This window comes from Granulicatella elegans ATCC 700633 (assembly GCF_000162475.2).
GTDB classification, from domain to species: domain Bacteria; phylum Bacillota; class Bacilli; order Lactobacillales; family Aerococcaceae; genus Granulicatella; species Granulicatella elegans.
Map to the genome: position 1 here is coordinate 861,307 of NZ_KI391971.1, position 24,943 is coordinate 886,249.

General features: G+C 32.9%; 24 protein-coding genes. 21 read left to right on the forward strand and 3 right to left on the reverse strand.

From position 1 onward, the window contains the following. From HMPREF0446_RS04080 to HMPREF0446_RS04120, 9 genes are all read left to right on the forward strand, one after another. Nucleotides 1–774, forward strand: coding sequence for a ribonuclease HII (locus HMPREF0446_RS04080; protein WP_006702675.1), 774 nt, complete (start codon nucleotides 1–3; stop codon nucleotides 772–774). Nucleotides 775–844: 70 nt separating this feature from the next. After that, nucleotides 845–1,711: a DNA-processing protein DprA gene (gene dprA, locus HMPREF0446_RS04085; protein WP_006702674.1), complete on the forward strand. Its 867-nt coding sequence runs from the start codon at nucleotides 845–847 to the stop codon at nucleotides 1,709–1,711. Between the two features lie 105 nt (nucleotides 1,712–1,816). Further along, nucleotides 1,817–3,886 (forward strand): type I DNA topoisomerase, encoded by a 2,070-nt coding sequence (gene topA / locus HMPREF0446_RS04090; protein ID WP_006702673.1) that lies wholly within the window; start codon nucleotides 1,817–1,819, stop codon nucleotides 3,884–3,886. Between the two features lie 285 nt (nucleotides 3,887–4,171). Further along, nucleotides 4,172–5,113, forward strand: coding sequence for a tyrosine recombinase XerC (gene xerC / locus HMPREF0446_RS04095; protein ID WP_020991351.1), 942 nt, complete (start codon nucleotides 4,172–4,174; stop codon nucleotides 5,111–5,113). A gap of 11 nt (nucleotides 5,114–5,124) precedes the next feature. Continuing rightward, nucleotides 5,125–5,652, forward strand: coding sequence for an HslVU peptidase proteolytic subunit (hslV, locus tag HMPREF0446_RS04100; protein ID WP_006702671.1), 528 nt, complete (start codon nucleotides 5,125–5,127; stop codon nucleotides 5,650–5,652). Between the two features lie 11 nt (nucleotides 5,653–5,663). Next, a complete protein-coding gene (hslU, locus tag HMPREF0446_RS04105; protein ID WP_006702670.1) occupies nucleotides 5,664–7,070 on the forward strand; it encodes an ATP-dependent protease ATPase subunit HslU in 1,407 nt (468 codons plus the stop codon). A 15-nt stretch (nucleotides 7,071–7,085) separates the two neighbouring features. Then, nucleotides 7,086–7,889 (forward strand): GTP-sensing pleiotropic transcriptional regulator CodY, encoded by an 804-nt coding sequence (gene codY / locus HMPREF0446_RS04110; protein WP_006702669.1) that lies wholly within the window; start codon nucleotides 7,086–7,088, stop codon nucleotides 7,887–7,889. Between the two features lie 357 nt (nucleotides 7,890–8,246). Further along, nucleotides 8,247–8,978 carry an ABC transporter ATP-binding protein gene (locus tag HMPREF0446_RS04115; RefSeq protein WP_020991352.1) on the forward strand — a complete coding sequence of 244 codons (732 nt, stop codon included), beginning with the start codon at nucleotides 8,247–8,249 and terminating at the stop codon, nucleotides 8,976–8,978. A gap of 17 nt (nucleotides 8,979–8,995) precedes the next feature. Beyond that, a complete protein-coding gene (locus tag HMPREF0446_RS04120; RefSeq protein WP_006702667.1) occupies nucleotides 8,996–10,309 on the forward strand; it encodes a hypothetical protein in 1,314 nt (437 codons plus the stop codon). Nucleotides 10,310–10,630: 321 nt separating this feature from the next. On the opposite strand, the gene plsY is transcribed toward HMPREF0446_RS04120, so the two are convergent. After that, nucleotides 10,631–11,230, reverse strand: a complete 600-nt coding sequence (plsY, locus tag HMPREF0446_RS04125) for a glycerol-3-phosphate 1-O-acyltransferase PlsY (protein WP_006702666.1) — start codon at nucleotides 11,228–11,230, stop codon at nucleotides 10,631–10,633. A 173-nt stretch (nucleotides 11,231–11,403) separates the two neighbouring features. Between plsY and parE the strand changes: the two genes are divergently transcribed. Further along, nucleotides 11,404–13,452 (forward strand): DNA topoisomerase IV subunit B, encoded by a 2,049-nt coding sequence (gene parE, locus HMPREF0446_RS04130; protein ID WP_006702665.1) that lies wholly within the window; start codon nucleotides 11,404–11,406, stop codon nucleotides 13,450–13,452. 1 nt (nucleotide 13,453) lies between these two features. Beyond that, the gene (gene parC / locus HMPREF0446_RS04135) at nucleotides 13,454–15,910 is read left to right on the forward strand and encodes a DNA topoisomerase IV subunit A (protein WP_006702664.1); all 2,457 of its coding nucleotides are present in this window, start codon (nucleotides 13,454–13,456) and stop codon (nucleotides 15,908–15,910) included. A gap of 192 nt (nucleotides 15,911–16,102) precedes the next feature. Here the strand turns inward: parC and HMPREF0446_RS04140 are convergent, their stop codons facing one another. Beyond that, entirely contained in the window at nucleotides 16,103–17,296 is a 1,194-nt protein-coding gene (locus HMPREF0446_RS04140) for a putative glycoside hydrolase (RefSeq protein WP_020991354.1), read from the reverse strand. A 7-nt stretch (nucleotides 17,297–17,303) separates the two neighbouring features. Next, nucleotides 17,304–17,936, reverse strand: coding sequence for a YkyA family protein (locus HMPREF0446_RS04145; RefSeq protein WP_006702662.1), 633 nt, complete (start codon nucleotides 17,934–17,936; stop codon nucleotides 17,304–17,306). A 283-nt stretch (nucleotides 17,937–18,219) separates the two neighbouring features. Between HMPREF0446_RS04145 and lspA the strand changes: the two genes are divergently transcribed. The 10 genes from lspA to nrdH all read left to right on the forward strand — a co-directional run bounded on the left by lspA (nucleotide 18,220) and on the right by nrdH (nucleotide 24,834). Further along, entirely contained in the window at nucleotides 18,220–18,684 is a 465-nt protein-coding gene (gene lspA, locus HMPREF0446_RS04150; RefSeq protein ID WP_006702661.1) for a signal peptidase II, read from the forward strand. Nucleotide 18,685: 1 nt separating this feature from the next. Next, the gene (locus tag HMPREF0446_RS04155) at nucleotides 18,686–19,579 is read left to right on the forward strand and encodes an RluA family pseudouridine synthase (RefSeq protein WP_211228176.1); all 894 of its coding nucleotides are present in this window, start codon (nucleotides 18,686–18,688) and stop codon (nucleotides 19,577–19,579) included. A gap of 12 nt (nucleotides 19,580–19,591) precedes the next feature. Continuing rightward, entirely contained in the window at nucleotides 19,592–20,131 is a 540-nt protein-coding gene (gene pyrR, locus HMPREF0446_RS04160) for a bifunctional pyr operon transcriptional regulator/uracil phosphoribosyltransferase PyrR (protein ID WP_006702659.1), read from the forward strand. Between the two features lie 170 nt (nucleotides 20,132–20,301). Next, nucleotides 20,302–21,072, forward strand: a complete 771-nt coding sequence (rpsB, locus tag HMPREF0446_RS04165) for a 30S ribosomal protein S2 (RefSeq protein ID WP_006702658.1) — start codon at nucleotides 20,302–20,304, stop codon at nucleotides 21,070–21,072. A 106-nt stretch (nucleotides 21,073–21,178) separates the two neighbouring features. Then, nucleotides 21,179–22,060 carry a translation elongation factor Ts gene (tsf, locus tag HMPREF0446_RS04170; RefSeq protein ID WP_006702657.1) on the forward strand — a complete coding sequence of 294 codons (882 nt, stop codon included), beginning with the start codon at nucleotides 21,179–21,181 and terminating at the stop codon, nucleotides 22,058–22,060. A 101-nt stretch (nucleotides 22,061–22,161) separates the two neighbouring features. Next, complete coding sequence (gene pyrH, locus HMPREF0446_RS04175; RefSeq protein ID WP_006702656.1) at nucleotides 22,162–22,884, forward strand: UMP kinase; 723 nt, start codon at nucleotides 22,162–22,164, stop codon at nucleotides 22,882–22,884. 1 nt (nucleotide 22,885) lies between these two features. Beyond that, nucleotides 22,886–23,446, forward strand: coding sequence for a ribosome recycling factor (frr, locus tag HMPREF0446_RS04180; RefSeq protein WP_006702655.1), 561 nt, complete (start codon nucleotides 22,886–22,888; stop codon nucleotides 23,444–23,446). Nucleotides 23,447–23,525: 79 nt separating this feature from the next. Then, nucleotides 23,526–24,152: a thermonuclease family protein gene (locus tag HMPREF0446_RS04185; protein ID WP_020991355.1), complete on the forward strand. Its 627-nt coding sequence runs from the start codon at nucleotides 23,526–23,528 to the stop codon at nucleotides 24,150–24,152. A gap of 53 nt (nucleotides 24,153–24,205) precedes the next feature. After that, entirely contained in the window at nucleotides 24,206–24,370 is a 165-nt protein-coding gene (locus HMPREF0446_RS08465) for a hypothetical protein (RefSeq protein WP_006702653.1), read from the forward strand. Nucleotides 24,371–24,597: 227 nt separating this feature from the next. Continuing rightward, nucleotides 24,598–24,834 carry a glutaredoxin-like protein NrdH gene (nrdH, locus tag HMPREF0446_RS04190; protein ID WP_006702652.1) on the forward strand — a complete coding sequence of 79 codons (237 nt, stop codon included), beginning with the start codon at nucleotides 24,598–24,600 and terminating at the stop codon, nucleotides 24,832–24,834. Nucleotides 24,835–24,943 lie beyond the last annotated feature (109 nt).

Here is a 24,943-nt window from a genome sequence, read left to right on the forward strand (position 1 = left end):
ATGACTGAAAAATATACCATTAGTCAGATTAAAGAAATCTTAAGTTCGATTCATTCGATTGAAGATCCAATGTTTCAACAATTAAGTTTAGATATGAGAAAAGGAGTGCAAACAGCACTCAAATCGTGCCAAAAAAGAATTGAAAAAGAACAAAAACGTGCAGAACATTTTATTGAAATGCAATATTATGAAATATTAGCTTATCAAGAAGGAGCTAGTTTTATTGCAGGAGTCGATGAAGTAGGACGTGGCCCGCTAGCAGGCCCTGTAGTAGCTGCTGCAGTAATTTTACCGAAAAATATTGAAGATTTAGGGTTTGATGATTCTAAAAAATTATCTGCTTCTAAACGAGAAGAAATTTATCGACTCATTCAAGAAAAAGCTATTGCCATTGGTATTGGAATTGTGGATGCAGATATTATTGACCAAGTCAATATTTATCAAGCTAGTCGTTTAGCAATGCAACAAGCAGTCAGTGAATTAAAGATTCAACCGGATTATTTATTAATTGATGCGATGAAAATTGATGTGAACACACCTCAAATTGGCATCATTAAAGGTGATGCCAAAAGTATATCGATTGCAGCAGCAAGTATTGTTGCAAAACAAGTGCGTGATCAAATGATGCAAGAATTTGATGAATTATATCCTGGATATGATTTTTCTAATAATGCGGGTTATGGAACTCCAAAACACTTGGAAGGATTAAAATCAAAAGGAATTTGTCCAATTCATCGTAAAACTTTTGCTCCAATAAAAGATTATTTAGAATAAAAAATATTTTTAGCCTTTTTTTTCGTATATAACAAGTAGAAATGTTATTTCGAGAAAGAAGGTTATTTTTATGGAATGGACAAGAAGAACATTAATGATTGCTCTAGCGATGAGGGATAAGGGAAGCAGCCAACAAAGATGGGAATTATATCAACGTTTATGTCAAAATGAATGGACAGAGGGAAAATTTACATTAGAAGCGATTCACCAGGAGTTAAGTATAGAAGAGCTTGAATGGCTTAGGAATACTGATTTTGCTAGTTTAGAATTACAGTATCGAAAAGAAAATATTCACTTTTTAATGTACGAAGACGTTCTATATCCACAACGTTTAAAAGAAATTTATTTACCACCAGTTGTATTATTTTATAAAGGACGATTGGAGTTATTTAATCGTTTATCCATAGGAATTGTTGGAGCAAGAAATCATACTCCCTATAGCAAAGAAGCGCTAGAATATTTATTACCCGATATACTTGAAAGAAAAGTATCCATTATTAGTGGATTAGCTAGAGGAGTAGATAGTTTAGCGCATCAACTTACATTAGATTTAAAGGGCAAAACGATTGCAGTTATCGGAAATGGCATTAATATTTGCTATCCGAAGGAGAATAAAGCTTTGTATGATGCAATTGGGAGAAAAGGACTGATACTGTCTGAATATCCATTAGATAGTCCACCTTTAAAATTTCATTTTCCTTATCGAAATCGAATTATTGCAGGATTAAGTCATGGATTATGTGTAATCGAGGCAAAATTACATAGTGGAAGTTTAATTACCGCTAATGTAGCTTTGAGTGAAAATCGACAAGTATTTGCACTACCAGGAAACATAACAAGTGAATATTCTAAAGGGACAAATGAGTTGATTACTGCTGGAGCATTTCCGATTCGAAATGCGAATGATATTTTAGAATCTCTTCATTATTTCCCATAAAATTTTTACGCTTATAGTTTTTGATTTGACAAACAAACTTTCGTTCGCTATGATGAATAACGATTATTGAAAACAAGCATTTACTTCTGTGAAGGGAGTTTCGATATGGTTAAGAAGAACTTGGTGATTGTCGAATCACCAACTAAAGCGAAAACAATTGAAAGATATTTAGGAAAAAATTTTAAAGTAGTGGCAAGTAAAGGTCACTTACGTGATTTACCAAAAAGTAAAATGGGAATCGATATTGAAAATAACTATGAACCTCATTATATTTCTATTCGTGGTAAAGGAGATTTAATCAAATCCTTGAAAAAAGAAGCGAGTAAAGCCGATGCTGTTTACCTTGCAAGTGACCCGGATAGAGAAGGGGAAGCTATTTCATGGCATTTAGCGCATTTATTAGGATTAGATACGACTAAACCGATTCGTGTAGAATTTAATGAGATTACAAAGGATGCTGTAAAAGAAGCCTTTAAAAATCCAAGAAATTTAGATATGGATTTAGTTGATGCACAACAAGCTCGACGTATTTTAGACCGATTAGTAGGATATACGATTTCTCCAATTTTATGGAAAAAAGTTAAAAAAGGCTTAAGTGCAGGTCGTGTACAAAGTATCGCTGTAAAATTAATTATCGATCGAGAAAGAGAAATTCAATCTTTTGTCCCAGAAGAATATTGGACATTAGATGCGACTTTCCAAAAATCAACAAAGAAATTTTCAGCTAGTTATTATGGAACAACTACTGAAAAAGTTGAATTAAAATCTCAAGATGAAGTGAATCAAGTCTTAAAACAAATTGATGAAAAATCACCATTTACCGTTCAAAAAGTTACGAAAAAAGAAAGAAGAAGAAATCCTGCTGCACCATTTACAACAAGTAGCTTGCAACAAGATGCTTCTAATAAATTAAATTTTAGAACTCGTAAAACAATGATGGTCGCTCAACAATTGTATGAAGGTGTATCATTAGGAAGACAAGGTTCAGTCGGTTTAATTACGTATATGCGTACAGACTCAACTCGTGTTTCTCAAACGGCTAAAGACGAAGCAAAATCTTATATTTTATCTGAGTATGGTAGTGAGTATTCAAACTCAACACGTTCAACAAAAGTTTCTGAAGGAGCTCAAGATGCCCACGAAGCAATTCGTCCTTCATCAGTTATGAGAACTCCTGATTCAATTGCATCTTATTTAACAAAAGATCAATTAAAATTATATACCTTAATTTGGTCTAGATTTGTGGCAAGTCAAATGTCTGCAGCTGTTTATGATACGGTTCAAGTTGAATTAGAGCAAAATCAACAAGTATTTAAAGCAAATGGATCTACTATTAAATTTGCAGGATATCAAAAAGTATATCAAGATAATTCAGATTCAAAAAAATCAAATGTTTTACCTGAATTAGTTGAGGGAGACACAGTATCTGTACAAAAATTAGATCCAGAACAACACTTTACTCAACCGCCTGCAAGATATTCAGAAGCAACTTTAATTAAAACATTAGAAGAAATTGGTGTTGGACGTCCTTCGACTTATGCTCCAACAATTGAAACGATTCAAAAACGTTATTATGTTAAATTAGTAGCGAAACGTTTTGAACCAACTGAATTAGGAGAAATTGTTCATCAAATGATTAATAATTATTTCCCAAATATTGTAGATACTCATTTTACTGCTGAAATGGAATCTGAATTAGACCAAATTGAAGCAGGAAAACAAGAGTGGGTTCAAGTCATTGATCGATTCTATCAACCGTTTAAAGCTGAAGTGGATAAAGCGGAAATTCAAATTGAGAAAGTTCAAATTAAAGATGAACCTGCTGGATTTAACTGTGAAGTTTGTGGTAGTCCAATGGTCATTAAATTAGGACGTTTTGGAAAATTCTATGCATGTAGTAATTTCCCTGATTGTCGTCATACTGCAGCAATTGTAAAAGAGATTGGTGTAACTTGTCCTCATTGTCATCAAGGGCATGTAATCGAGAGAAAATCGAAGAAGAATCGTTTATTCTATGGTTGTGATCGTTATCCTGAATGTGAATTTGTATCATGGGATAAACCTGTAGAAAGAGAATGTCCGAAATGTTCTCACTATCTTGTAGAAAAGAAAGTGAAAAGTGGCAAACAAATTGTATGTAGCCAATGTGATTATAAAGAAGAAATTCAAAAATGATGAAGAAGAAGCCGCAAGGCTTCTTTTTTATGTGGTTATAGAAAAAACGGAAAAAGAAATTTTTTTAGTAGCATTAGTAATAAAATTCGAGTCGAATTTTATTACAGGTAAATTTGAGACCATGGCTCAAATTTAAGCTATGAGACACCGAAGGTGGCTGCTAGCGTCCTTTGCTACTAAAGTGAATTTCTTTTGTAGTGAAAATTGTTTGGAAAATTTTGACAATTTAGTTGTCAGTTGTTAGAAACTATGCTACAGTTTTATATGGAGAAAGGATGTCGTTAAATGGAAGAACAATTTCATGCGTTTATTCAATATTTAACCGTCGAGCGGAGATATTCGATGAAAACAGTTGAAGCGTACCAACGAGATATTGAACAATTTTTAATGTTTTTAAAAGAAATTCCATTAACAAAATTATCAGAAGTTACGGCAGTGGACGTACGAATTTATCTAGGAAAATTACATCAACAACAATATAACCGTTCCAGTATTTCTCGTTTCTTATCAAGTCTTCGTTCGTTCTATCAATACTTATTAGAACACGACTTTGTTGAAGAAAATCCATTTGCGAGTATTTCTTATAAAAAAGGACAAAAACGACTTCCTGAATTTTTTTATGAAGATGAGATGGAAAAATTTATTGCTTCCATTGATGGAAATCAGCCTTTAGACCAACGTAATCGCGCGTTAATTGAAGTATTATATGCTACAGGGATGCGTGTGAGTGAATTAACTGAATTAACTTTACAGCAATTAGATTTAAAAAATGGCGTTATTTTGGTCATTGGGAAAGGTTCAAAAGAACGTTATGTTCCAATCGGAGATTTTGCTACAGAAGCTTTACAGCTTTATTTAGAAGAAAGTCGTTCTTCTTTAATGAGCCAATATAAAAAAGAACATGCTTCTGTATTCGTGAATCATCTAGGTGATCCGATAACAACAACAGGTGTTCGCTATATTTTAAATCAATTATTACAAGAAAGTGGATTACAATTGAAAATTCATCCGCATATGTTGCGACATACTTTTGCGACTCATTTATTAAATAATGGAGCAGATATGAAGACTGTTCAAGAATTATTAGGACACGTTAGTTTAAGTTCTACTCAAATTTATACACATGTTACAAAAGATGCTTTGCAACAAAATTATCAATTATATTTTCCAAGAGCAAAACAAGAGGAAGATACTTTTGATGCATCCAAATTTAACCATAAACCATAGGAGGTTTTGAAATGACAACAATATGTGCCGTTAAAAAAGGAAATCAATCTGCTATCGCAGGTGACGGTCAAATTACCATGGGTGAAAGAATTATTATGAAAGGTAGCGCTAGAAAAATTAGACGTATTTTCGGTGGTGAAGTCGTTGTTGGTTTTGCTGGTGGAGTTGCAGATGCGATTACATTAGAAGAAATGTTTGAAGACCAATTAAAGCAATTTAAAGGGAATTTGCAACGTGCAGCTATTGAACTAGCAAAACAATGGAGAACTGACCGTACCTTACAAAAATTAGAAGCGATGCTAATTGTAATGAATAAAGATCAATTATTATTAGTTTCAGGTACTGGTGAAGTAATTGAGCCAGATGATGGGATTTTAACAATTGGTTCAGGTGGGAACTTTGCATTATCAGCTGCTAGAGCTTTATTACGTTTTGGGGATGAAAATTTAAGCGCAGAAGATATTGCAAGAGAAAGTTTAAAAGTTGCTTCAGAAATTGATGTGTATACAAATGATGCAATTATTACAGAAGTAGTATAGGAGACGGGAAAATGAATTCAAAAATTAGTAAGACACCTAGAGAGGTCGTACAAGAATTAGACCAATTTATTGTAGGTCAAGCTAGTGCCAAGCGTGCTTTAGCAGTTGCTCTACGTAATCGTTATCGTCGATTATTATTAGATGAAGAAATGCAAAAAGAAGTGACGCCTAAAAACTTATTAATGATTGGACCAACTGGTGTAGGGAAAACAGAATTAGCGAGACGTTTAGCTAAATTAGTTGATGCTCCATTTGTTAAAGTAGAAGCCACTAAATTTACAGAAGTAGGTTATGTTGGTCGTGATGTAGAATCAATGGTGCGTGACTTAGTTGAAAATGCGATTAGTATTGTTCAGAAACAAAAGCAAGAAGATGTACGTCCACAAGCTTATGATAAGGCTGTTCGTAAATTAGCAAAAATTTTAAAACCTGGTATCATGAAAAAAGTGGCAAATCCTCAACAAGATTCTCTAATGAATTTATTCCAATCAATGGGCTTACCAAAAACAGACCTACCACAAGAGGAAAAAGAAGAAGTAACAGAGGAAATTGCAGCATCAAGACGTGAAATTGAGCAACAATTGAGAAATGGTTTATTAAAAAATCAAGAAGTTACGATTGAAGTAGAAGAAAAACCATTACGTATGGCTGGTAATTCAAATGGAATGGAGCAAATGATGCAAATCCAATCCATGTTAGACCAAATGACACCTAAAAAACGTTCAAAACGTACAGTTAGTGTAGAAGAAGCGTTAGATATTTTAACCGAACAAGAAGCAGATCAATTAGTGAATAAAGATGATGTGCATGCAGAAGCATTAAAATTAGCAGAAACATCAGGAATTATTTTTATTGATGAGATTGATAAAATTGCTGCAAAAGGACATAATGGCGGGGAAGTTTCTAGAGAAGGGGTTCAAAGAGACATTTTACCTATCGTAGAAGGAAGCCAAGTTCAAACAAAATATGGTGCCATTCAAACAGATCATATTTTATTTATTGCTTCTGGAGCTTTCCATGTTGCTAAACCAAGCGATTTAATGCCTGAATTACAAGGTCGTTTCCCAATTCGTGTGGAATTACAAGATTTATCAAAAGAAGATTTCGAACGTATTTTAACAGAACCTAAGAATGCTCTATTAAAACAATATAAAGCATTATTGGCTACTGAAAATGTTGAAGTTATCTTTACAAAAGAAGCTGTCTCAGCACTTGCTAGAACAGCATTTGAAGTGAATAGTAATATGGAAAATATTGGTGCAAGAAGATTGCATACTATTCTAGAAACATTATTAGAAGAATTATTATTTGAAGCTCCTCAAATGCAAATGGGAAGTATTCAAATTACTGAGCAATATGTAGATTCAAAATTAAATACGATAACAGCTGATCGTGATTTAAGTCGTTATATTTTATAGGAAGGAGAGAGACCATTGCAACAAGTACTAAAGGATTTAAGAAAAATCAATTCGGTTTTACAATATGATAATTTATGGACATTAGATGAAAAGGCTGATTTACCATTTAATAATTTAAGTGGTGTATTAGGGACTCTATTGAAAGTGGATTTATTTATTGCTTCACCAGAAGGTAGGATACTAGGATTTCATGATCAATTCCAGTTAAATAATGCTCGGATGCATGAATATGTTTCAACAAGACAATTTCCTGATTTTTATATGAATGCTTTGAATTCTATTGAAACAAATTTAGAAAATATATCAGTAGATGCTGAATTAACAATTTTTCCTGTGGAATTAAAACAGGAATATCTTGAAGCAAAAACAACGATTATTCCAATTTATGCTTCTGGGAACCGTTTAGGATTTGTTGTGATGGGAAAAGCTAAAGAGTCCTTTTCAGCGGGTGATTTGATTTTAGCAGAGCATGCTGCAACTGTTATTGGAACAGAATTATTGCACTGGCAAACAAAACGAATTGAACAAGAAAACCGAGAAAAACAAAATGTCCATTTAGCTTTAAAATCTCTTTCTTATAGCGAAATTGAAGCCATTAAAATTATTTTATCATTATTTGATGGGATTGAATTACGATTTACTGCATTAAAAATTGCCAAAGAATTTGATATTACACGTACGGTAATTGTAAATGCGATTCGTAAATTAGAATCTGCAGGGGTACTTGAGAGTAGAAGTTTAGGAACAAAAGGAACATTCTTACGAATCAAGAACCAACACATTCACCAAGCATTGAATGATGAACTGGCTAATTTATAGATAAAAAGGAATAACTTACCGAAAAATAGGTTATTCCTATTTTACGTATATTTAAAACTTATAGTGGAAAAACGCCATTAAAGTTAAAAGATAGGCAGAAAAATCTTATTTGTTTGTGAGGTCGCCAGCAGCCTCGCAAGCGAGTCTCATGGCTAAAATTCGAGACCAAGGCTCGAATTTTACCTGTAATGAAAGCTAGTGGCTAGCTTTCATTACTTTCACTACAAAACGATTTTTATTCCTATCTTTTGTTACGTCTTTATATGGCGCTTTGTCAAATAGGATTGGTGGATTTTCCCATAAACCCAATATAGTATAATTAAATCAAAGATGACAATGGAATCAGGAGGATTTGTTATGGTTAATAATGTAGCTGTTAAAGTCTCAAATCTTTCAAAAGAGTTTTTGTTAGGACAAGACAAAACTGTTTCTATTTTGAAAGATATTTCTTTATCTGTCAATTATGGAGATTTTGTATCAATACTTGGTGTCAGCGGTTCTGGAAAGTCTACTTTACTAAGTTGCTTATCAAGTTTATCTGAACCAACAAGTGGCGAAGTTGTTATCAATGGTGTAAATCCTTACACCTTAAAAGAAGGGAAGCTTGCTCAATTTAGAAGACAAGATATTTCAATTATTTTTCAAAATTATAATCTGGTACCTGCTCTACCTGTACTAGAAAATGTTACACTTCCTCTGAGACTTTCAGGAAAGAGTGTTGATAGCAATAAAGTAAGAAAAATGTTGGATAGTTTGAATTTTAAAGCAGAACTATCATCATTAGTTTCTACCTTGTCAGGTGGAGAACAGCAAAAAGTAGCTATTACTCGTGCAATAATAGCTGATAGTAAAATTATTTTTGCTGATGAGCCAACAGGAGCTCTGGACAGCGTCTCAAGAAAACTTATTTTTGAAACACTTCGTAATTTAGCTAGTCAAGGAAAATGTGTTTTTATGGTTACTCATGATATTGAGTTGGCTTCAAAAACTGACAGAGCACTCATTTTAAAAGACGGAAAAATATCTCAACAAATTATTAAACCTTCAGCTGATGAGCTCTACCAAGCACTTGAAACTAGTAAAGGTTAATTTGAGGAGGAGTTATTATGCTAAAATTAATCATTTACCAATTTCAGTACTCAAAAAGACAATGGTTAGGAACAATCCCATTACTATTTGTTTCTAGCCTGATTGTTGGAACATCTTTATTTGGGATTGCTAGTTCAATAAAGACTGCTAATATTAACGCTTCACAACTTTTTCAAATGCTAATTATTTTTGGCGGGACTACTCTATTTTTCCTTATTTCAAATAATATAAGACTGCTAATAGATATCTTTAAAAAGGATTACCAATTATGGGCTATCTTAGGAGCAAGCAGAACTCAGCTATCTTTATTAGTATCTGGACAGTTTTATTTAATGGCAGTGATTGTTAGTAGTATTGGCACAATACTTTCATTTATCATGTCAGATAGTTACTACAAATTTTTACAAAATTTATTAGGAAGAGATGAGTTACCTGATTTAGTTATTACAGCCAACATTCAATCAATTTTATTGAGTATTTTTATAGTCCCAACAATTGTCGGGATAGGGGCTTACTTTTATTCAAGCCGAATACTTAAAATATCATCATTATTAAAACCAAAAAAGAAAAAAAGAAAAGTTACAGTAATTGGTTTTGTTAACACCACTGTTAGTTTATTCCTATGGTTACTATGTATAGGTTTTATTGTTTCAGCAGGTTTTATCAGTAACAAAGAAATAATTGCAAAACAGTCAAGCATAATATTATTTTTATTAATTATTCACATCCTTATTATCCAATCACTATCTCCATCGATTCAAATGTTTCTAATAAAATTTTTAATGAGGATGTTTCCAACTGAAAATTATGTAATCAATACAGGATTTTGGAATCTACTATCCAAACCTAGCTATTTGAAAAGTATACAAACTTCAATGACCATAGGAGTAACTCTCATTTCTGGGTTTATTCTTTACACCCAAAATATATATTCATTTATGAATACAGCAAACGGTGTAGACGAAGCAAGAGCTTCCTTTATTGCTTATCTGTCTGCTCCAATTATTCTGATTATTACTAGTTCTATTTCTCTTACGATTTTATCTTCTAATAAAGATATTGAGGACATTAAACAGTTAAAGACACTAGGAGTGTCAAGATTACAACTTTTTAAAATACGTATAGCCGAGGCAATAATACATTCGGTGTTAATTTTATTAGTATCAGTAGTTTTCAATTTAATAATTTTAATTTTAGTAAGCTTTATTGGACAAGTTTTAGGCAGTAGTTTAGTAGATATATCAGGTTTCTGGCAACCGAGCCTTATAATTATTTCTTTGTTAGTTATTTTTTATAGTATTACAAAGGGATTTTATTTATTTCAAGATTGATAAATTGGAATAGTTACTGATTCAAAAATATCACACTTATTAAGATTAAAATAAAAGCAATACTAAAACGAAAAAGACAAGGATAAATGAAGTGCCCCCAAAAAGTTAGTTTTTTGTGTCTAACTTTTTGGGGGCAGTACATTTTCAGTAGGTTATTCTTTTTGTTAGTAAATTCAGAACTTGTAGTAAATAAATGCAAATTTTGTAAAAAAAATAGGAAGAAAATTTTTTGTAGTGAAATTACAAGAGACTCGAAGAGGATACTGGCGACCTCACAACCAAAAAATATTTTTCTTCCTATCTTTTATTACGTTTTTTAAATTATTTCTTCCATTTAAAAATATCAACTTTAGCTTCTGTGCCATTTAATATTCTTTGAATATTTGTGCGGTGTCGATAAATGATAAAGATATCTGCAAGTAATGCTATTGTTGTCAGAACCATATCTTGAAAATATAGAGATAAAAGAACACCAATTGAAATCGTAAGCATACTTGTAAAACTTACCATTTTTGAAATAGCCAAAGTCAAAATAAAGATTCCTAAACCAATTAGAAATAATACAGGCTGATACGCTAATATAACTCCAGCAAAAGTCGCAACAGCTTTGCCACCCTTAAAATTTGCAAATAATGGATACGTATGACCAACTACAGCAAATAATGCAATAATGAGAGGGGAAACCCCGTGTAAATCCATTTGCTTTAACAGAAGAACACTAATCGAACCTTTTAAAAGATCCATTAATAAAACAATCGTTCCTGCCTTTTTACCAAGAATTCTAAAAGAATTCGTAGCTCCTAAATTTCCACTTCCATGTTGTCTAATATCAATTTGAAAAAACTTACGTCCAATCCATAATCCAGAAGGAATGGATCCTAATAAGTATGCCATCGTAGCACCTAAAAAAATGGATAGCATAGATATGTCTTTCTCCTTTATCCGTTAAATTTAATTTATACTTATTGATTATAGCATATTTTAAAAAAATTAGTATGTTTTTAAAGGGAGTTAGGAAGAATTCTTGCAATATTTGAAAAATTAAGTATGATAGAGTAGATATGTTTTATAAATAGGAAGAAGGGGAGTCGTGAATGAGTAAAGTCACTAACCAATATAATGATGATTCAATTCAAGTATTAGAAGGCTTAGAAGCCGTTCGAAAACGTCCAGGGATGTATATCGGTTCAACTGACCATCGTGGATTGCATCATCTTGCCTATGAAATTGTCGATAATGCAGTCGATGAAGCCTTATCTGGATATGCAAGTAAGATTGATGTCACAATTCATAAAGATGGTTCACTATCTGTTAGAGATAATGGACGTGGAATGCCAACTGGAAAACATGCTTCAGGAATTCCAACCATTCAAGTCATTTTTACCGTTTTACATGCTGGTGGTAAATTTGGACAAGGTGGATATAAAACTTCTGGAGGACTTCATGGGGTAGGAGCCAGCGTTGTAAATGCCTTATCGGATTGGTTAGAAGTTGAAGTATTACGTGATGGCGTATTATATACTCAAACATTTAAAACAGGTGGAGAAAAAGTTAGTTCCATTAAAAAAGAAAAAACAAATCGTAAAGGTTCTGGGACAACAGTTCGGTTCTTACCAAGCAAACATATTTTTTCAACTATCGTTTGGTCTTATGAAACTTTAGCTGAACGTTTACGCGAATCTGCCTTTTTATTAAAAGGATTAACGATTACATTAACGGATGAAAGAACGGATACAAGTGATGAATTTTGTTATGAAGAAGGAATTCGTAATTTTATTCAATATTTAAATGAAGAAAAAGATACTTTATCTCCAATTGTAGATTTCAATAGTACGATTGATGGGGTAGAAACAGAGTTTGCCTTCCAATATAATGATGGTTATTCTGAAACGATTTTATCATTCGTTAATAATGTCCGTACAAAAGATGGTGGTACTCACGAAGTTGGGATGAAAACTGCCTTAACAAAAGCTTTTAATGAATATGCTCGTAAAGTGGGGCTATTAAAAGAAAAAGACAAAAACCTAGAAGGTAGTGACGTTCGTGAAGGCTTAACAGCGATTGTTTCATTACGTGTTCCTGAAGAGATTTTACAATTCGAAGGACAAACAAAAGATAAATTAGGAACTCCTGCAGCAAGAAGTATTGTTGATAATACGATTTTTGAACATCTAGGCATTTTCTTAACAGAGAATGGGGAAATTGCTCAAGAATTAATTCGTAAAGCTCTAAAAGCAAGAGAAGCACGTGAAGCGAGTCGTAAAGCAAGAGAAGAGAGCCGTAATGGTAAAAAAGGAAAGAAAAAAGAAACTCTTCTATCTGGTAAATTAACACCTGCTCAAGGGAAAAATCCTAAAAAGAATGAGCTTTACTTGGTAGAGGGAGATTCTGCGGGTGGTTCAGCGAAACAAGGACGTGACCGTAAATTCCAAGCAATCTTACCATTACGAGGAAAAGTTATTAATACTGAGAAAGCTTCTTTATCTGATATTTTAAAAAATGAAGAAATTAATACAATCATTTACACAATTGGTGCTGGAGTTGGGAATGACTTTAATATTGAAGATTGTAATTACGATAAAATTGTCATTATGACCGATGCGGATACCGATGGAGCTCATATTCAAGTATTACTATTAACATTCTTCTATCGTTATATGAAGCCATTAATTGAAGCAGGAAAAGTCTATTTAGCTTTACCACCATTGTTTAAGATTTCAAAAGGAACTGGTAAGAAACAAGTTGTAGAATATGCTTGGACTGAAAAAGAATTAGAGGAAAAAATTAAAAAAGTTGGTAAAGGCTACTTATTACAACGTTATAAAGGTCTTGGTGAAATGAATGCAGACCAATTATGGGAAACAACGATGAATCCTGATACTAGAACATTGATTCGTGTTGTTATTGATGATAAAGCTCAAGCAGAACGTCGTGTAAGTACATTAATGGGGAATAAAGTTGAGCCACGTAGAAAATGGATTGAAAGTCATGTGGAATTTAGCTTAGAAGATGGAAAGAGTATTTTAGAAACAGAAGGGCATTTAACAGTGAATGAACAACCAAAAGTTTCTAAAACAAAAAAAGAAGAAATAAATTCTCCATCATCTGTTGAACAATTATCACTATTAATGGAGGAGGAATAATATGAGCATGCAGCAAGATATCCAAGAGTTAAATCTTGAAGATGTAATGGGCGATCGCTTTGGACGTTATTCTAAATATATTATTCAAGATCGTGCCTTACCAGATATTCGTGATGGATTAAAACCTGTACAAAGACGTATTTTATACGCGATGTTTGTAGAAGGTAATACGAGTGAAAAACAATTTAGAAAATCTGCTAAAACTGTTGGTAATGTAATTGGTAATTATCATCCTCACGGTGATTCATCGGTTTATGAAGCGATGGTCCGTTTAAGCCAAGATTGGAAATTAAGAGATGTTTTAGTAGAAATGCATGGGAACAACGGTAGTATGGATGGAGACCCAGCAGCAGCTATGCGTTATACGGAAGCTCGTTTATCAAAAATTTCTGAAGAATTATTACGTGATTTAGACAAAAAAACGGTTGATTTTGTATTAAACTTTGACGATACAGAAGAAGAACCAACAGTTTTACCAGCTCGATTCCCGAATTTATTAGTCAATGGTGCTACAGGGATTTCTGCTGGTTATGCAACTGAAATTCCAACACATAATTTAGGTGAAGTCATTGATGCAACGATTCATACTATTGATCATCCTAAAGCAACGGTTAAGGAATTAATGCAATTTGTAAAGGGTCCTGATTTTCCAACTGGAGCGATCATTCAAGGAATTGATGAATTAGAACAAGCGTATGAAACCGGTAAAGGTAAAGTAGTGGTTCGTTCTAAAACATCCATTGAAGCCATTAAAGGTGGAAAGAGTCAAATTGTTGTCACTGAAATTCCTTATGAAGTGAATAAAGCTTTATTAGTGAAGAAAATCGATGAAATTCGTTTAAATAAGAAAATTGAAGGTATTGCCGAAGTAAGGGACGAATCAGACCGTACAGGCTTACAAATTGTCATTGAGTTGAAAAAAGAAGCAAATGCAGAAGGAATTTTAAATTATTTACTGAAAAATACTGAGCTTCAAATTAATTATAATTTCAATATGGTTGCGATTGATGCTAGACGTCCAATGCAAGTTGGATTGAAGAAAATACTTGATTCTTACATTGCCCATCAAAAAGAAGTCATTACAAAACGAACACAGTTTGACTTAAATAAAGCGCAAGATCGTTTGCATATTGTAGATGGTTTAATGAAAGCTTTATCGATTTTAGACGAAGTGATTGCATTAATTCGTAATAGTAATGATAAAAAAGATGCAAAAGAAAAATTAGTAGAAACTTATGATTTTACAATGACACAAGCAGAAGCAATCGTTAGCTTGCAATTATATCGTTTAACGAATACAGATATTACAATTTTACAAGAAGAAAAATTAGACTTAAATGAACGTGTTGCGACATTAACAAGTATTTTGAAATCAGAAAAAACTTTATTACAAGTTATGAAACAAGAATTACGTGAGTTAAAGAAAAAATATGCGACACCTCGTTTAACAGAAATTCAAGCGGAAATTAAAGAAATTAAAATTGAAACAGAGATTTTAATTCCAGAAGAAGAAGTGTATGTAGTAGCTACAAAACAAGGCTATTACAAACGAGTTAGTCCGCGTTCCTTTGCTTCGAGTGCTCCTGAAGAGAATGGATTGCGTGAAGGGGACGAAGTCTTACTTGTTCAAAAAGTATCGACTTTAGATAGTTTAGTGTTATTTACGTCTAAAGGGAATTATTTACATCTACCAGTTCATGAAATTCCTGAAGCAAAATGGAAAGATGTAGGGCATCATTTAAGTCAATCCATTTCTTTAGCGACTAACGAAATTATTTTAGCCGGTATGGTGAAAGAAAAAGATAGTAATGATGCTTATCAAGACTGGACAGTTGTATTCTTTACAAAAGAAGGACTTGTGAAACAAACTGCGATGAATGAATTTAATACGTATCGAGGCTATAAAACTCGTACAAGTAATGCGATTAAATTAAAAACTGCAACGGATGAAGTAGTAGCTATTGAGCTAGTTCCAAATCAAGAACAAGAAATTTTTATTGTGACTCATTGTGGTTTTGGATTACGTTATGAATTAAGTGAAGTTCCTGTTGTAGGTACTGTTGCTAGTGGAGTTAAGGCAATTAATCTAAGAAAAGATGATTTTGTTGCTGGAGCAATGGTTTATAGTCCAGAATCTAAAGTCGTTTCTGCTTTCTTGGCTACTCAACGTGGATCAGTGAAACGTTTCAATGTTTTAGAAGTTTCTATGCTTACAAGGGCTAAGAGAGGTTTAATGGTCTTAAGAGAATTGAAGAATAATCCTCACCGTGTTGTTTATTTAGATGGCAATATTTCTTCAAAACAAGAATATGTTATTGTTTCGACAAATGGAGAAATGAAAGAGATTCGTCCAATGGATTTAAGTTTAGTGGATCGTACAAGTAATGGTTCAGCATTGTTAAATGATGCGGATGGAGTTACGAAGAGTGTCTTGAAAAAGTTTGTGTATGATTTTTAATAGACTTTCTTAGTATAGTAGTATTAGGACGCAAGCAGCCAGCTTTGCTGTCTCATTGCTAAACTTTGAGCCTGTAGTCTCAAAGTTTCCTGAGTGATAAGCCGATTGGCTTATCATGCCCATACAACTATAGAAAGTCTTTTGGTATAAAAAACGACAGAATCTTAAATGATTCTGTCGTTTTTCTTTGTCTTAAAAATCAATTTCTGTTGAATATTGACTGGCTGCATTCCATAGTAAGTATTCTTTAATTCCAGCTTCTTTTAAAGCTTTAATTTCTTGGCTAATAACATCAGCTGTGTACAATTGGAAGTTTCCTTCACCTAAATAGTCAGCTGTAAAAGCTTGTATCCAAGGTCTTGAAGTAGGCGATGGATTTAAATCTTTCACATATCCATTTTCAATTTTCATATATTGAGTCACAATATCATATGGTTGCTTATCTGGATCTTTTACACCAAAAGCTCCATTTACCCAGTGACTTGGGAAAATCATTGGAGAAATAACATCTACATGATCTGCAATATTCGTGAATTTTTGTCCGATACCACCAATTTTAGAAGCAGTAATCGCGTGCGCTAAAATATCAGCCGAAAGGTGAACCCCATATGGTTTTAATTTTTCACGAACAAATGAGACGAAATCAGTAACTGCAGCGATACGTGCTTCATCCATATCAGTATAATCACTATAATCACCTAAATCGTAATCTAAGTATTTTTCCACTAATTCAAATCCAAGAGGGAAACGAACATAGTCTAATTGAATATCTTTAAATCCAGCTTTAGCAGCACCTACTGCAATTTCAGCAATGTATTCCCAATTTTCTTTTAAGAAAGGATTTAGGAAAGATTCACCTTCATCATTTTCCCAAACAGTTCCCGCTAGAGTACGGAAGGTTAAATCTGGATTTTGATAAGGAACTAAGTGGTCCCCAAAACTTACGATTCGAGCAATTGGATAAATTTGATGTTTTTCCAAAGTTTTCAGTAATTGTTTTGTGTCTGTAATTTCATTAACAGTATTGTTTTGGATTGTTTGATTATTAGTTTCTAATGGCATAGTTATTTTACCATAACCATCTCGGACATCCACGACAACAGCATTAATGTCTGTTTTGTCTACGTAACGAACTATTTTATCTAGTTCTTCACCTTTCGCTCTAAAAGCTTGTACATAAATTCCTTTTACACCTTCTTTAGGGTATGGAATATTAATGCCAGAATCATAACTACTAGTTGTAGGGAAGTTTACTGGAACTTTTAATAAGCTAGAGGTTCTTAATGTTAATTTTTGTGTTACTTCTTCATCAGCACGAACAGATTGGAAGAGTAGAACAAATATTCCTAGAAGAAGGACACGCATGATTCTGTTGACTGTTTTCATCAGCATCTTACTCCTTTCTAGCATTTAAACGAGCTTTTAAAATACGGATTGGTTTATCAATTGCTGAAAGAGGGTCATTAATTTCTTCTAAAATCTTTTGACGCTCCAATGCCGCTTCGTTTAATTCTTTAATTTTATCTTTCAAATCATCTTTAGATAATTTATTTCCAGATATTTCAACAAAGAATTTTTGCTCATTATTCAATTGTTCTTCAGATTTTTTAATATAATCTGTTATACTGTCGACAATTTTTTGCAAGTTTGAACTTACAATTTTGATTTCAACACTTGGCAAATCCTTGTCTTGTAAATTACTAAGGTGAGACGCATCATCGCGAATCACTTTTAATGTTTTAGTAATTTGTTTTTGAATATCTTTTCTTTGTTGAAGATTATCAAAAACTTTACCTTTTTTCTTAGCGTAATTTGCTAGAGTCGAATCATCAGCGATATCATCTTCCCAATCACTTTGCAAATTGGCTTCAAAAGTTTGGATGTTGTTTAAATGATCAACAACCACAGGTAAGGTATCTTGTACTTCTTGAACAGTTTTTTCAGCACTCTTCTTTGTATTAGAGCAGGCTGCAAATACTAGCAAACTTGCACTAATCAAGAATACCTTCGTTGCAATTTTTTTCATAACGCACTCCTTACTTTGAGGCTGCATTCTTATAGAATGCGCGCATCTTAATTTATAGACACACAAATTACTTTGTCATTATACAGTTTTTTTGTGAAATATACAAATTATTAACCGATTTGATAGGTTTTTCATGTGAAAATGGGGAGAAAATAGGTGAATTTTGGTAAAAAATAAACTTTTTAAAGTAGATCTTTAAAGTTTTAATGGTTCTAATCTCATGTTTGACGAAGAATAGTAGAATAGGTACAATAGAGCTATTGAGAGTAGAAAGAGGTATTTTATGATTATTTATTTAGTTTTAAGTTTATTATTGATTGCAGCAGACCAAGTAATGAAAATGTGGATTGTTTCTAATTTTGCATTACATACAGGACAAGAATTATTACCAGGTATTGTGAAGTTATTTTATATTCAAAATACTGGTGCAGCATGGGGAATTTTAGCAGGACAACAATTTGTTTTCTATATTATTACAGCTTTTGGAGTTTCTGCTATTTTATACTTGATGTTTCAAGAAAGAGGAAAATCAAAATTTGCATTAACAACGTATAGTTTGTTATTAGCTGGAGCATTAGGAAATTTTATTGACCGTGTTCGATTAGGATTTGTTGTAGATATGTTTCAACTTGAATTTATCGATTTCCCAATTTTTAATATTGCAGATATTTGTTTAACTGTTGGGGTAGCGGCGTTATTCTTATATATTTTAATTGTCGAAAGAAAGAAGGAAAAAAGTGGAAAATAAGATTATTGAATTAACACTATCATTAGAAAAAAGCGAAAGACTCGATAAAATTTTAACAAAAGAATTATCTCATACACGTTCAGTCATTCAACAATGGTTAAAATCAGGATTTGTATCTGTTAATGGGGAAGTAGTCAAAGCTAACTACAAAGCAAAAGATGGAGACCATGTTACGATTCAAATTGAAGAAGAGGAAGAATTAACGGTTCTTGCAGAAAATATTCCATTAGAAATTGTTTTTGAAGATGAACATTTATTAGTCATTAATAAACCAAGCGGAATGGTGGTTCATCCTTCAAAAGGGCATTCAACAGGAACATTAGTGAATGCATTACTATATCATGTTGATCAATTATCAAAAGGTTCTGAATCATATCGTCCAGGAATTGTTCATCGAATTGACAAAGATACATCTGGATTATTAGTAGTCGCAAAAACGCCACAAGCTCATGTTGGTTTATCGAATCAATTAATGGATCACTCCATGACTCGTAGTTATGTTGCAATTGTAGAGGGAAGCTTTGAACATATTACCGGTACAGTAGATGCACCATTAGCAAGAGATCCACATAATCGTCTAAAGCGTTGTGTTCAAAAAGAAGGAAAACAAGCGATTACTCATTTTACAGTCATTCAAGCGTTAAAAGAGACAAGTGTTTTACGACTAAATTTAGAAACAGGAAGAACTCATCAAATACGTGCACATATGGATTTTATTCATCATCCGATTTTAAATGATCCGATGTACCATCCAAATGGAAAAAATGCTACAGAATTCGGTCAATATTTACATGCAGAGACTTTAGGATTTGTTCATCCTATTACACAAGAAAAACTATATTTTGAAAGTCCATTACCAAAAGAATTTGAAGAAATGATTCAAGAATTACAGTAGAGGAGTATGGATATGTCAGAAATATTCTTATTAGATGAAGCAACGATGAATCGATCAATGACGAGAATTTCTTATGAGATTATTGAACAATACAAATCAGTTGATGATTTAGTACTTGTTGGAATTAAAACTAGAGGAGTTCATATTGCTAAACGACTTCAAAAGAAAATCGAATCCATTGAAAATCAACCAGTATTACTAGGTGAAATTGACATTACTTTATATAGAGATGATCGCCACGAACCAGATCCAACGGTAGATCCAATTATTAATGGAACGAATATTCCTTTTTCATTAAATGGAAAAAATGTCGTTTTAGTAGATGATGTCATCTTTACTGGTAGAACGGTACGATCTGCATTAAATGCTTTAATGGAATACGGTAGACCAAAAACGATTAGTTTAGCCGTTTTAATTGATCGTGGTCATAGAGAATTGCCCATTCGTCCGGACTATGTAGGAAAAAACATTCCAACTTCAAAAAAAGAGGAAATTTTAGTGAAATTACATGAAGTTGACGATGAGGAATGTGTTACTTTAAAAAAAGTATAAGGAATGTATCAAAATAGTTGCATTCTAATTCATATTAGTGTAATATAACTAACGGTATAAAAACCATATTTCACACCTAATTGGATGATAAGGGTGGTGCTTAGGAATAAGTACCCTTGTCGATGAAAATTGGGGAGGAAAAATAAAACCAAAATTGGAGGAAAACAAAAATGGCAGTTATTTCAATGAAACAATTGTTAGAAGCTGGTGTACATTTCGGTCACCAAACACGTCGCTGGAACCCTAAGATGAAGAGATACATCTTCACAGAAAGAAATGGTATCTATATCATCGACTTACAAAAAACCGTTAAATTAGTGGACGACGCATACAACTACATGCGTGAAGTTGCTCAAGACGGAGGTATTGCTTTATTCGTAGGTACTAAAAAACAAGCACAAGATGCTGTTAAAGATGAAGCAATCCGTACTGGTCAATACTATGTTAACCATCGTTGGTTAGGTGGTATGTTGACTAACTGGGATACAATCCAAACACGTATCAACCGCTTGAAAAAAATTAAAGAAATGCAAGAAGACGGTACATTCGATGTATTACCTAAAAAAGAAGTTGGTGTTCTATTAAAAGAATTAGACAAACTTGAAAAATACTTAGGTGGTATTAAAGATATGCCACGCATTCCTGATGTAATGTTTATCGTTGACCCTCGTAAAGAACGCATTGCAGTTCAAGAAGCTCACAAATTAAACATTCCAATCGTTGCTATGGTTGACACAAACTGTGACCCTGATGAAATCGATGTTGTTATTCCATCAAATGACGATGCAATCCGTGCGGTTAAATTAATCGTAGCTAAAATGGCTGATGCATTCGTTGAAGGTAACCAAGGTGAAGACGTAGCAGTTGACGAAGAAGACTTAGATAAAGATACTTCATTAGAAGATATTGAAAAATTAGTTGAAGGCGACAACGCTGAATAATCACTAACCAGTAGGCTGTTTGGAATCGGAAAAGAAATCTTTCATCCAAACAGCTTTTTTTAAAAAATAATTTTTGTAAATTTATAACATTTAGGAGGAAATTGAAATGGCACAAATTTCAGCACAATTAGTAAAACAACTACGTGACATGACTGGCGTAGGGATGATGGATGCTAAAAAAGCATTAGTTCAAACTGAAGGAGATATCGATGCAGCTGTTGACTATTTACGTGAAAATGGTTTAGCAAAAGCAGCAAAAAAAGCTGACCGTATCGCTGCAGAAGGTATTACAAACGTATTAGTAGATGGAAACGTTGCAGTTGTATTAGAAGTAAATGCTGAAACAGACTTCGTTGCTAAAAACGACAAATTCCAAGCATTAGTAGCAAAATTATCAGAAGTAATTTTAGCTAACAAACCAGCTAACTTAGAAGCTGCTTTAGAAATCGTTACTCCAGAAGGTAAAGTTTCTGACGTAATTGCTGAAGCAACTACAGTTATCGGAGAAAAAATTTCATTACGTCGTTTTGAAATCGTTGAAAAATCTGATGCAGATGCATTCGGTGCATACTTACACATGGGCGGACGTATCGGTGTGTTAACTGTATTAGAAGGTTCTACAGATGCAGATGCTGCTAAAGACATTGCTATGCACGTTGCAGCAATCAATCCTAAATATGTTGACCGTTCAGAAGTTTCTGCTGATGAATTAGAACATGAGAAAAAAGTTCTTACAGAACAAGCATTAAACGAAGGTAAACCAGCTAATATCGTTGAAAAAATGATTGCTGGACGTTTAAATAAATTCTTAGCTGAAATCAGCTTGAATGACCAACCATTCGTTAAAGATCCAGATACAACAGTTGCTAAATATGCTGCTTCTAAAGGTGGTAAAGTTAAATTATTCCACCGTTATGAAGTTGGTGAAGGTTTAGAAAAACGTGTTGACAACTTCGTTGAAGAAGTAATGGGACAAGTTAAAAAATAATTGATTTCAATTAGTGGGGAATAAGGTAGGAAGCTGCCCTCTATTCCCCTTTTTTTTAGACTAAATTCACTAGGAAATGTATAAGAAGAGGAGTCCTTACAATGGTTGAACCTAAATATAAACGTGTGGTATTAAAATTAAGTGGAGAAGCATTAGCAGGCCAAACAGGTTTTGGTATTAATCCTCCAACTATTAAGGAAATTGTTAAAGAAATTAAAGAAGTTCATGATCTTGGCGTTCAAATTGCAATCGTTGTTGGTGGCGGAAATATTTGGCGTGGTGTAACAGGAGAAGAAGTAGGTATGGAACGTGCTCAAGCAGACTATATGGGGATGCTTGCAACAGTGATGAATGCATTAGCATTGCAAGATGCATTAGAAAACATTGGAGTTCCTACACGTGTTCAAACTTCAATCGAAATGCGTCAAATTGCTGAACCTTACATTCGTCGTAAAGCGATTAGAAACTTAGAAAAAGAACGTGTTGTAATTTTTGCTGGGGGAACTGGTAACCCATACTTCTCAACAGATACTGCCGCTGCATTACGCGCTGCTGAAATTGAAGCAGATGCTATTTTAATGGCTAAAAATAATGTTGATGGTGTTTATAGTGCGGATCCTCGCATTGATACAAATGCGATTAAATTTAATGAATTAACACATTTAGATGTCATTCAAAAAGGACTAAAAGTAATGGATACTACTGCAAGTTCATTATCAATGGATAATGATATTCCATTAGTTGTCTTCAATTTAAATGAAAATGGAAATATTCGTCGAGTTGTTCTTGGTGAAAATATCGGTACAACTGTAAGGGGGAAATAATATGACAGCAACTGAAATTATTGCAAATGCTAAAGAACGTATGAAAAAAACTGAAGATGCGCTTCAACGCGAATTAGGCGGAATTCGTGCTGGTCGTGCGAATGCAAGTCTTTTAGATCGCCTGCAAGTTGAGTATTATGGAGTTCCAACTCCAGTAAACCAATTAGCTTCTGTAACGGTTCCTGAAGCTCGTATGCTTTTAATTACACCTTATGACAAATCAAGTTTACAAGATATTGAACGTGCAATTTTAATGTCAGATATTGGCATTACTCCAACAAATGATGGTAGTGTTGTTCGTTTAGTCATTCCACAATTAACGGAAGAACGTCGTAAAGAATTAGCAAAACAAGTAGGAAAAGAAGCAGAAGGCGCTAAAGTTAGTGTTCGTAATATTCGTCGTGATGCTATTGAGCACTTAAAGAAAGCTGAAAAAAATAAAGAAATCACTGAAGATGATTTACGTGGATATGAAAAAGATATTCAAAAATTAACGGATGACAGTGTTAAAAACATTGATCATTTAGCACAAGTGAAAGAAAAAGAATTATTAGAAGTATAATTCATCAAGTGACAACAGATCTTAGTAATCTTAATAGATTTGTTGTCACTTATTTTTTGAATCGTTGAAAGGAGATTTTATGAAATTAACGAAAAAACAACAATTTCTATTGGTTAAGTTAGCGATATTAGCAATTATCCTCATTATTTCTGGACTTGGTTTGTTCTCGAAGAATCAGAAGAAAACTTCTAATAAATCGAATACTAACCAAACACAAGTAGAAAGTAGTGTAGATTTTTCTGGATATGACAAATCAAAAATGTATACTCTTCAAGTTGGTAAAGTAGCGGATGGAGATACATTCCACGTTCGATTAGATGGAAAAGAGTTTAAAATTCGTTTATTGCTAATTGATACGCCAGAAACAGCTAAAGAAGGAAAGACTGCTCAACCATTTGCAGATCAAGCAAAACAAAAAACAGAAGAATTATTGAAAAAGGCTAAAAAAGTTGAAGGTAAATTTGATGTTGGTGATTATACAGATAAATATGGACGTGCTTTAATGTATGTATATTTAGATGGAAAATTATTACAACAAACCTTAGTAGAAGAAAGTTTAGCTAGAGTAGGATATGCTCATCCACCGAATACAACGCTATTAAAAGATTTACAAAAAGTAGAAGAACAAACGAAGCAGAAAAAGAAAAATATTTGGGAAAAAGATGGATATGTAACAAACCGTGGATTTGACCCAAGCGTATACTAATCCGTCTCATTTATGATATAATTTTATCAAGATAATTGTTAGGGGATAGGGTTATGAAAAAGACAAGTATTTTATTGGCAGTTTTATATGTAATTTATTTGTTTATAATTTTTAACATCTTTTACCATGATAAAAAGGTACTAGTGATATTTGCTTCTATTGGACTTGCTATCTTTGCTGCAACTATTAAAAGAATTAAAATTTCAGATCATGAATAACTAAGAAAAGCTAAGTACAAAATATAGTGCTTAGCTTTTTTATATTTACTCTGTTTTAAAACTGTTTTTGCCTTTATATCAAGGTTTAGACGACTTATACTACAACAGTTCTATCCCAATATATTGTGTTATGAAAAATAAAATAAAAAAATTAAGCACAATATATTGTATTTCCCTCTAATATGAGGTATCATACTACCTGTATGAAACAAAAGGGAGAGATGTTTATGTCAAATCGTCAAATTACACTATATTCAAAACCAAATTGTATGCAATGTAACTTTACAAAACAATTTTTTGAGGATAATCAAGTACCATTTGTGGTTAAAGATGTTTTTGAATCAGAAGAGGCTTTAGAAGAAGTGAAAGCATTAGGTTTCCAATCATTACCAGTTGTTGTAGCCGATGGAATTGAACCATTCTTTGGTTTCCGTCCAGACATTTTAGAACAATTAGTTGGGTAAAAATTTTAACTTTATCCTTAAATTTTAAAAACGATTTTTCTTTCGTAGTACGACGCTACAAGTAGAAAAATCGTTTTATTTTTGTTTACAAATTCATCGTTATATGGTT